This window comes from Limnohabitans sp. (genome assembly GCF_044361645.1).
Lineage (GTDB): Bacteria > Pseudomonadota > Gammaproteobacteria > Burkholderiales > Burkholderiaceae_C > Limnohabitans_A.
Genome location: NZ_JBIKIL010000177.1, coordinates 1 through 5,631, shown reverse-complemented (window position 1 = coordinate 5,631; position 5,631 = coordinate 1). Strand labels below are relative to the sequence as shown.

At 58.9% G+C, this 5,631-nt stretch carries 7 protein-coding genes and 2 pseudogenes; 3 read left to right on the top strand and 6 right to left on the bottom strand.

All coding sequences use genetic code 11. The features are described 5' to 3' along the window. Positions 1–235, top strand: a 235-nt coding sequence (locus ACIQ39_RS18385) for a hypothetical protein (RefSeq protein ID WP_396436029.1), incomplete at its 5' end; no start/stop codon positions are given. A gap of 271 nt (positions 236–506) precedes the next feature. Here ACIQ39_RS18385 and ACIQ39_RS18380 read toward each other — a convergent pair. Beyond that, complete coding sequence (locus ACIQ39_RS18380; protein ID WP_396436030.1) at positions 507–740, bottom strand: type II toxin-antitoxin system RelE/ParE family toxin; 234 nt, start codon at positions 738–740, stop codon at positions 507–509. Positions 741–759: 19 nt separating this feature from the next. After that, positions 760–960, bottom strand: coding sequence for a stability determinant (locus ACIQ39_RS18375; RefSeq protein WP_296291299.1), 201 nt, complete (start codon positions 958–960; stop codon positions 760–762). A 69-nt stretch (positions 961–1,029) separates the two neighbouring features. Between ACIQ39_RS18375 and ACIQ39_RS18370 the strand changes: the two are divergent. Next, positions 1,030–1,851: pseudogene (locus ACIQ39_RS18370) on the top strand (transposase); the annotation flags it as partial. Between the two features lie 370 nt (positions 1,852–2,221). Here the strand turns inward: ACIQ39_RS18370 and ACIQ39_RS18365 are convergent. The 4 genes from ACIQ39_RS18365 to ACIQ39_RS18350 all read right to left on the bottom strand — a co-directional run bounded on the left by ACIQ39_RS18365 (position 2,222) and on the right by ACIQ39_RS18350 (position 4,933). Continuing rightward, entirely contained in the window at positions 2,222–3,316 is a 1,095-nt protein-coding gene (locus tag ACIQ39_RS18365; RefSeq protein ID WP_396436028.1) for a radical SAM protein, read from the bottom strand. Between the two features lie 83 nt (positions 3,317–3,399). Then, positions 3,400–3,843, bottom strand: a complete 444-nt coding sequence (locus ACIQ39_RS18360; RefSeq protein WP_396436027.1) for a MaoC/PaaZ C-terminal domain-containing protein — start codon at positions 3,841–3,843, stop codon at positions 3,400–3,402. 13 nt (positions 3,844–3,856) lie between these two features. Beyond that, the gene (locus ACIQ39_RS18355; protein WP_396436026.1) at positions 3,857–4,576 is read right to left on the bottom strand and encodes a Phenylacetic acid catabolic protein; all 720 of its coding nucleotides are present in this window, start codon (positions 4,574–4,576) and stop codon (positions 3,857–3,859) included. A 105-nt stretch (positions 4,577–4,681) separates the two neighbouring features. Then, positions 4,682–4,933, bottom strand: a complete 252-nt coding sequence (locus ACIQ39_RS18350; RefSeq protein WP_396436031.1) for a hypothetical protein — start codon at positions 4,931–4,933, stop codon at positions 4,682–4,684. Here ACIQ39_RS18350 and ACIQ39_RS18345 point away from each other — a divergent pair. Continuing rightward, positions 4,908–5,631, top strand: a pseudogene (locus ACIQ39_RS18345) (aconitase family protein); the annotation flags it as partial. The gene ACIQ39_RS18350 and the pseudogene ACIQ39_RS18345 sit on opposite strands and share 26 nt — an antisense overlap.

Here is a 5,631-nt window from a genome sequence, read left to right as displayed (position 1 = left end):
GGTGGTGTCCACCAGCACGCGCAACTTCCCCAACCGCTTGGGCAAAAACGCCAACGTGTTCTTGGCCAGTGCCGAGTTGGCTGCGATCGCGTCCAAGCTGGGCCACATCCCGACGGTGGCCGAATACCACGCTGCCATGGGCATCGTGAACCAGGACGGCGCAGCGATCTACAAGTATCTGAACTTCGATCAGATCGAGGAGTACGTGGAAAATGCCAAGGGCGTGAGCGCCTGAGCCTCGGCGTTGATTCGCTGAGACGGAAAAAAACTGCCCTGGGAGCGATTCCGGGGCCGTTTTGTTTGAGCAGATCAAGCGGGGTGATGTCAGGTGCAGGCGGTGATTGCAAATGACGGAGCAGTTGAGCAGCATGCAAGCCCGCCCCCGATGAATCCACCTGGTACAACTCATTCCACCCAAGCACAGGTTTTTTCAAACCGTAGCCGAGTATGACGAGGCATGGCTAGGGTTCGCTCGCGCCGCCCAAACGATCAGCGATCCGTTATTGTTAGGGATATTCTTGGCGAGAGTGCAAGACACGCAAAATATCAATCACATCGGTGCCGACCTGATACACCACAATGTAATTAGGATGCACAACCAGCTCACGGGTGCCAGCCACGCGACCGGGCCGGAACAAATACGGCATGAGCGGCAGATTTTCGGCAGATTGAACGATGGTGGCGTAAAGATTTTGCGCCGCCGGAGCGTTGCGCTGCTCGATGTAATCGATGATTTCCACCAAGTCGGTGGTTGCCTCGTCAGCCCACCGAATTGTTTGCACGGGCTTTGCGGCGTTCTTCGAGCATGGTCTGAACCTTTGCCATGGCCGCATCGTGTGGCAAACGTGGCTTGTTGCTGTGCAATGCTTCTTCAACTTTGGCGCGAAACCAAAGGTTGTAGCTTGATTCCTGTTCTTCGGTCTCGAACTCGGAAACGATGGGGGACAGCAGAGCGCTCATGTTTTAAAGGTTAGCACAATACGGTCATCCTGCCAAATAACGCTCGGCTGCTCGCTGCGCATGGGCAACCAGGCCACTTTGCGCAAACGCATCCTGCGCGCCTTTGTCGGGCGGGGCCTGCTGGAGGATTTCGAGGCCCAAGAGATGCTGGCCTACCGGCACAGCGGCTTCTCGGTAGACGCCAGCGTGTGCATAGCTGCGCACGACCGCGCGGGCCTGGAGCGGCTGCTGCGCTACTGCGCGCGGCCCCCGTTTGCTCTGGCGCGGCTGCGCAAAGCGGGCAGCGAGTTGGCCTACCGCTGCGCCAAACAACACAGCGAGCCGGGCAGCAAACCCGACAACAAGCGCGGCGCAAAGGTCGACGAGATCCCGCTCACGCCGCTGGAGCTGATTGATCGCATTGCGGCCCTGGTGCCATCACCGCGCACCCACCGCCACCGTTACTTTGGTGTGTTGGCACCGAACTCACCCTTGAGGCCTGCTGTCACGGCGCTGGCACAAGATGCCGTGGTGCAAGCGGCGCAGGTGCAAGCCGAGCCAGAGAGCACGGCTGCAGGCGAGGGCGCACGTGGGGCAGGCAACTCACTCCCAACCCAGCCCGAGCCCGCCGAGCCGGTGAAGCCTAAGCGCCCGGCGCATGACCTGTGGGCGGTGCTCATCGTTCGCTTCTACGAGGTGTTTCCTTTGTTGTGCCCCATTTGCGGCGGGCAAATGCGAATCATCGCCTTCATCACACACGGTGCAGACATCCGCCAAATACTGAACCACATCGGGGTGGATGCAGAGCCACCGCGCATCACCCCGGCAAGTGGGCCACCGCTGTGGGACGGGTGCGACGCGCAGATGGGCCAGGGTGTCGACGTTGCGCCCGATTGGGACGAAGCGGCCTAAGTGGCACCGGACTTTGAGGGCGATCAGCGCGTCAGTTGGTAGGGGGGCAACAGCGGTTTTGCCAACGCTGCGGGGGGAGGGTTGCGCCTGTCACTGCTGGGAATGGAGAAATGCCGGAAAACCTCGGGTTCCGGACCCTCAGCGACGGCTCAAAACGACCTGGTTCAGTGGCGTGGTGACCCCCAAGTGGTGCTATATTTCACCTGAGCGGTTGAATTTCCTATCCATGGTTGAAGGTCAGACGCCCGGGCTCAACACCGGCCCCGTGATTCGGTAGGATGAAAGCGCTGCAAGGTCCGCCTCAAGCCATCATCTATCCAGGCCCGACGGTTGCTGTCATTGTTTTTCTAATCAAAGTTTCAAGGTGAAATCAAGCATGCAGGATGTCAATCACCCGCTTCTGATTTTCATTTGTTGGTTGCCGCTTCGCCTTGAAATAAGGGCTCCAAACGAACTGTGACCAATAGGATTCCGCCAGCTCGACCCAGCCCTCAATCCCGAAGTCTGATTTTGCAAAGCGCGCAGCGCTTTTGAGCAACCAGGAATACACGGCCTGGCTGTCGCGGCAACCTTCGCACTTGCCCGATGTGCAGCAAAACTGCGTTGTCTTGAGATCCGGTGCCCAGGCGTTGAACTTATCCAAGGCCGGATTACCGTTGGCCAAGCGCTCTTTGTGGACCGGGTGATCCACCGAAATGCTGGGGCAAACGTCATAGCCAAACTCCCCCCATGAGGTCTTGCCGGTAATCATGGCGTCAATGTAGACCTTCGGGCTTGTGCAAACATCGGGGTACTTTTCGGCCACACGGTGCGCAGCCTCCAGCAGTCGCGGTTGTGGGCTGATGCGCAGCGGGTCGTCTGTCCCATAGGCCGAGTAAAAATTGAAGGTGACGCCGTTGCAGTTCTGTGCGATGCGGTCCACCGTTTCATCCATGTGGTCGATGCCTTCCTCGTTGATGGCGTAGATGAAGTGCGCCCTCCGGTCCGCATGGTAGTTACGCAATGCCGTCTCGAACAGGCCGGTGAACCGCGTCCCATTCGGGCGAATCGCCCGAAGCTTGTCGTCGGTCGGCCCGCCTCCAAACAAAGTCACTGCCACCGCAACGTTTTCGAATCCATCCACGGGGAACGGCTTCAGGCCATTGGTGGAAATCGTGACCCGCTCCATTTGCGCCACGTATTCGGCAATGCGCAGCGGGAACAACGTCGGCTCCCCGCCGATCAGCAGGGCCGTGTTCACCCCTCTGGCGACTTCTTGCGCGATGAACTCGCGGATCAGCCCAAGGTCTTTGACTTCCTTCGTGGCCGTGTCGTGCCCGCAATCGAAGAACCAACACCCTTCACATCGGATATTGCAGGCGTTGCTGAGGATGTACTCGGATGCCCGGATCTTTTTGGAATACCGGGCCACAGCAGCGAATCGCTCGCTCATGTCGGCGCTTCCGCCAATGAGTCGTTTTGACATACCTGCCTCCCTGTTGTTTCATGTTGCCGTTTGACGATCAAAAATCACGTAACGGGTTGGCCGTGAATGCCACGGTCCAGCGTTCAGGCTGGTTTCCGGCCGAAGAGGTAGTCGACTTCGCCGGTCATAACGACGCTGCCGTCGTCGGTGGTCACCGTCTGGCGCGTTGTGATGACGCCCAAGATGGAAGTTTTGGGATGGGGTGGTTTTCTGACGACCTCTATCTTGACGGCGATGTGGTCACCGGGGCGCACGGGCTTGACCCACTGGACGTTGTTCATGCCCGCGCCACCCACCATGGCGGTGTCCGGCAGGTACTCGTCCACGACGATAGACGCCGCTGTTGAAAGGGTGTGCAAGCCGCTGGCAATGAGGCCTTTGAAAATCGTCTTTTTGGCGGCCACCTCGTCGATGTGTATGGTTTGCCGGTCGAACTTGATCGCGAATTCGATGATGTCCTCACGGCTCATCAAACGCTCACCGAGTTGCCTAGACTCACCAACTTGAAAGTCTTCAAAATATTTCATGGCACCACCTGGCTCACATGAACTGGCGGTTCACATGATCAGCCGGCGCATTCAAGCCCATGTCTGCCAGCTTGGGCCGTGTGCGAATGATCCAGTCTTGGCGAGCCACTTCGTTGGACCGCTGCCGAAGGCCCCACTTCTGGAACAGCTCCGAACGCTTGGAGGTGCTGGAGCCGAACAAATCAAGCACCTGGCCCCATTTTCTATCCAGCACGCTCTGGCAGGCTTGCCGCCCCTCTTCGGTTTCGCACATCTCACGCACGATGCGACGCCCGTGGCTGATGTGCACAGACTCTTCGGCAATGACTTTGTCCACGATGGCCGCAAAAGGCCGGTAGCTGCTTTCGCGAAACTCGACCAGATGTTCCAGCGCCGCCGACTCGGCCAGCATCGATGTCAAGCCACGCTCTGCCCAATTTGTGTAGTCCGCCATAAACTGGCTGGGGTAGTGGTATCGGTCCTCGACCTTCGTCTTCAACATGTACGAAGCGTCAATGCCCATATCGGTCAGCAGCCGAGCGCCCACCATGTAATGCTCAATCTCGTCCGCTGCCGACTCGTAAAGTACCTTGAGCTCGCGCGCGTTGGGTGCAAAAGCCAGCCCTTCGCGGTAAGCATCTGCCCCACTGAGTTCGCCTTCGGTGTGTGCCAAAAGCATGTGCTTGAGGATTTCCGAATACTCCTTCGGCATCTCTTTGAGTTGCTCGGCGCTTTCGACTTGAACGATGGTCATGGCTCTTACTTGTCATGTGGTGATCAACATCTCTCGGATCATCATCCCGAAGCGCCTTAAATTTTAACTAAAGTTCTGCATTTATCCATTGGCGTGGGGTGCGTGTCAGTCATACCGCGACCGATGAATCGCCCACTGAGCATTGAGATCGGCCATCGCGGCCGAGTTAACCTGATCCGCCCGGCGCCCCAGCACCATGGCCAGCAGTTCCGCGTCGTTGACCGCGTCGACCGGATCGCGATCGAGCGCCGCGGTGAGCGCGTTTTTCAGCCCGTGGCTGGTCCCTGGGCCGCTGAGAATCTGCCTGATTTCGTCATCACTGGGCATTGCGCCCGAGTCGGTGTTGGTGCGCTTCAAAGGTGAAATGCAGCCCGGCGTGACCCTGCGCGACTTGGTGCACGCCATTCCCCTGTACGCCATCAAGAAGGGCCTGCTCACCGTGGCCAAGTCCGGCAAGATCAACGAGTTCTCCGGCCGCATCCTGGAAATCGAAGGCCTGCCCGACCTGAAAGTGGAGCAAGCCTTTGAATTGTCCGACGCGTCCGCCGAGCGTTCGGCCGCCGGTTGCGCCATCAAGCTGAACAAAGAGCCGGTGCAGGAATACCTGAACTCCAACGTGGTGCTCATGCAAAACATGATCGCCAACGGCTATGCCGACGCCCGCACGCTGGCCCGCCGCATCGAGAAGGTACAAGCCTGGCTGGCCAAGCCCGAGTTGCTCGAAGCCGACAAAGACGCCGAATACGCGCACGTCATCGAAATCGACATGAACGAGATCAAAGAGCCGATCCTGTGCTGCCCCAACGACCCGGACGACGCCAAGTTCTTGTCTGAAGTCGCCGGCACCAAGATCGACGAAGCCTTCATCGGCAGCTGCATGACCAACATCGGCCACTTCCGCGCTGCCGCCAAGCTGCTGGGCGGCCAGCGCGACATCCCGGTCAAGCTGTGGGTGGCCCCACCGACCAAAATGGACGAGAGCGAGCTGATCAAGGAAGGCCACTACGCCAACTTCGGCGCCGCCGGTGCCCGGACTGAGATGCCCGGCTGCTCGT